Origin of the sequence: Pseudomonas sp. R62, from assembly GCF_000257605.1 — a bacterium.
GTDB classification, from domain to species: Bacteria; Pseudomonadota; Gammaproteobacteria; order Pseudomonadales; family Pseudomonadaceae; genus Aquipseudomonas; species Aquipseudomonas atacamensis.
In genome coordinates, this window is the sequence record NZ_JH635998.1 from 1404175 (window position 1) to 1407563 (window position 3389).

The 3389-nt window shown below is 60.6% G+C and carries 3 protein-coding genes; all 3 read right to left on the reverse strand.

The window, feature by feature from the left end:
* On the reverse strand, nucleotides 1–490 hold a 490-nt coding region (locus OQK_RS31060), incomplete at its 3' end, for a contractile injection system protein, VgrG/Pvc8 family (protein ID WP_038860715.1).
* Nucleotides 491–723: 233 nt separating this feature from the next.
* Nucleotides 724–2637, reverse strand: a complete 1914-nt coding sequence (gene speA / locus OQK_RS07655) for an arginine decarboxylase (RefSeq protein WP_016771856.1) — start codon at nucleotides 2635–2637, stop codon at nucleotides 724–726.
* Between the two features lie 220 nt (nucleotides 2638–2857).
* Nucleotides 2858–3229, reverse strand: coding sequence for a translation initiation factor Sui1 (locus tag OQK_RS07660; RefSeq protein ID WP_007914613.1), 372 nt, complete (start codon nucleotides 3227–3229; stop codon nucleotides 2858–2860).
* Between the last annotated feature and the right edge of the window lie 160 nt (nucleotides 3230–3389).

Sequence of the window (3389 nt, forward strand, 5' to 3'; positions counted from 1 at the left end):
CCTCTGCGCACAGGCGCTGGAGCAGTTGCAGATCGGATTCGCGGTATTGCGTGCAGAAGGTGCGGGCCGGGTAGTCGCTGTGCAACTCGTAACGTCGCTGCTGGCCGACGATGCCATGTTCGCGCAGCACCTGTTCGATGATCTGCGGCACGCAGCGGCCGCTGAAGATGCGCTGGCTCAAACGCAGGTCGAGGCAGTCGACCCTCGGCCCGAGACGTATTCGGCACAAACGCAAGCCATGGCCGTGCTCGTGCTGGACAAGGCTGTGCAATTGCCCGTGCACACCCTGGTCGGGCGCGCCGAAACACAGAAACGCAGAACGGTGCAGCAGGCCGGCTAGATCCAGATGCGGATCGTCAATCACCACATCGATCTCGAAGGCGAAGGGTTCGCTGAGCGCTTCCCTTCCGGTAAAGGCGAGAACTTCGAAGGGGTCGGACAGGCCCGCTACATCGAGACGAAACGACGGCTCGTTGACTGGATCGAACATGGGCGGATCTCTACAGGAGGGGCGGCCGGGGATTCTCGCCGAGAGGCATGGCCGAGTAGAGAGGCGAAGTACAACTTAGGAAATGACCTACGCGAAAAGCAGACCAGATGAGTTTGCTGACCGTGATCGCACAGGTTTTCGGGAAAAAATCAGGAGATGTCCCACCGGGTTGTCCGACTTTTCCACAGCTTGCGGAAAAAAATCGGACAACCCGGGCGGAACGCTATCGGGTCTCAGGAAGACAGATAGGAGGAGCGGGTCAGGCCCAGACGCAAGGCATCGAGGAACTGCGTGCGCTCGCTGGCACTGATGCGGGCACTGGCGCACTTGTCGCGGTAGTGAGTCATCAGTTCTTCCGGCGACAAGTGCACATAACGCAGCATGTCTTCGATGGTGTCGTGGGTCTCGATACCGGCGTGGTACACGCTGCCATCGGCGTTCTGGTAGATGTTCACCGAGTCGGTGTCACCGAACAGGTTGTGCATGTCACCGAGGATTTCCTGATAGGCGCCGACCAGGAACACGCCCAGCAGGTAATCTTCGCCTTCATTCAACGCGTGCACCGGCAGGCTGGTTTCGATGCTCTGCTCGTCGACGTACTGGTTGATCTTGCCGTCGGAGTCGCAGGTCAGATCCTGCAGCACCGCGCGGCGCAGCGGCTCTTCGTCGAGGCGATGCAGCGGGATGATCGGCAACACCTGATCGATCGCCCAGGTGTCCGGCAGGCTCTGGAACACCGAGAAGTTGCAGATGTACTTGTCGGCCAGCTTGTCGTTGAGTTCGTCGAGCACCTGGCGGTGCGAACGCTGACGCGCCTTCAGCGAGTTGTGCAGGCGACGGCACACGGCGAAGTAGCACTGCTCGGCGAGGGCTTTTTCCGCCAGGGTCAGCTTGCCATCGGCATACTGCGCGGCCACGTCGCTCATGTAGTGGGTGGCGCGCCAGTAGGTTTCGGTGACCATTTCGATGTCGGTCGGGCCGAGCAGATCGACCAGCCACTGCACGGTTTCCGGCAGGCTCTCTTTGTTCTCGATCAGCGGGATTTCGTCGTTGTGTTTCTCGACGTCGGTGACCTGCACCACCAGCATTGCGTGGTGCGCGGTCAGCGAACGGCCACTCTCGGAGAAGATGTGCGGATGCGGCAGGCTCTGCGCGTCGCAGAATTCCTTGAGCATGCCGACCACGACACCGGCGTAATCGTCCATGTCGTAGTTGATCGAACTGGCGTTGCGCGAGTGGGTACCGTCGTAGTCGACACCGAGGCCGCCGCCGACGTCGATGTGATCGACCGGCAGACCGAGGTTGCGCAATTCGCCGTAGTAACGGATCGCTTCCTTGAAGCCGTGCTGATAGTCAGCGAGGTTGGCGATCTGCGAACCCATGTGGAAGTGCAGCAGGCGGATGCCCTGATCGAGGCCGGCGCCACGGAAGCGCTCAACCACCGACAGCAGTTGCGCCGCCGACAGACCGAATTTGGATTTCTCGCCACCGGTGTCGGCCCACTTCGACGAGGCCAGCGACGACAGGCGCACGCGCAGGCCCACCTGCGGCTTGACCTTGAGCGAGGCGGCTTCTTCGATCACCAGGCCGACTTCGGATTCTTTCTCGATGACGATGAACACGTTGTGGCCGAGCTTCTGACCCATCAGCGCCAGACGGATGAACTCGCGGTCCTTGTAACCGTTGCAGACGATGGTGCCGCCCTTCGGCGCCAGCGCCAGCACCGCCAGCAGCTCAGGCTTGGAGCCGGCTTCCAGACCGATGGAAACGTTCTGGGTGGCGATGATGTTCTCGATCACCGCTTCTTGCTGGTTGACCTTGATCGGGTACAGCGCAGTGTATTTGCTCTGGTATTCCAGGCGCTCGATGTTCGAATCGAAAGCACCGGTCAACTGACGGACACGGTCTTGCAGGATGTCGGGGAACCGCACCAGCAGCGGCAAGGACAAACCGCTCTTGCGCAGTTGGTCGACTTGTTCGAACAGGTCGATGGGCGAGCTGCTCGGGCCGTTCGGACGTACTTCGACGCGACCGGCTTCATTGATCGCGAAATACCCGGCCCCCCAATGGCGAATCCCGTAAACGCTGCGGCTGTCCGCAACTGTCCATTGGCTGCCATCGTCTTTACGTGTGCGTCGTACGGACATCGAAGTCCCCTATAAAGAAGTCAGAGTGCGTCGCCTGACGTTCAGGCCGGCGCAGTCTAAAGAATGAAAATGACGGTTCGTCAGTGCGGCGGTAGACCGCACTGACTGCGTGGAGTTTAGAAACCGGTCATGAACAGGCTCTGTGAAAACCATGGCGACGACGCCGGATCCGAGAACACTCGAAGCCGGATCAAGCCGCCGGAGGGTTTCACAGAGGCTGCTAGCCGCCGGATTTCTTCGCTTTGAAACCGTGCTTGATCAGCTCTGCCAAGAGTAGCTCGACGTGATCGCCCTGAATTTCGATGATGCCGTCCTTCAGCGCCCCGCCGGTGCCACAACGTTTCTTCAACGTCGTCGCCAGCTCCTTGAGCGCGTCTTCGGCCAGAGGCACGCCGGTGATGGTGGTCACCGTCTTGCCGCCACGCCCTTTGCTTTCGCGACGCACGCGGGCAATGCCGTCACCGGCCGGGATCACGGTTTGTTTGCAGATACAGGCGTCCACCGGCTTGCTGCATTCCGGGCAATGACGACCTGCGTCGGTGGAAAATACCAGGCCGCCCAGGGCGGCGAAGGATGCGGCTTTCTTGGCCACCGGCAATCCTCTCGGGAGGACAAAGACTGATCGCAACCTTGGGCAAGGTCAGCGACCGCGAAGCCCCACTCAGGCAGGGGCAGCGCTACTGCATCGGCGCTTTTGGGAAGCGTTCGGTGCAGTTTGAAAAGGTCGCGCAGTGTAACGGCAAAAATCGCGA

Coding starts and splice junctions, on each gene's coding strand:
- speA (WP_016771856.1), bottom strand. CDS start 2,637: ATGTCCGTACGACGCACACGTAAAGACGATGGCAGCCAATGGACAGTT.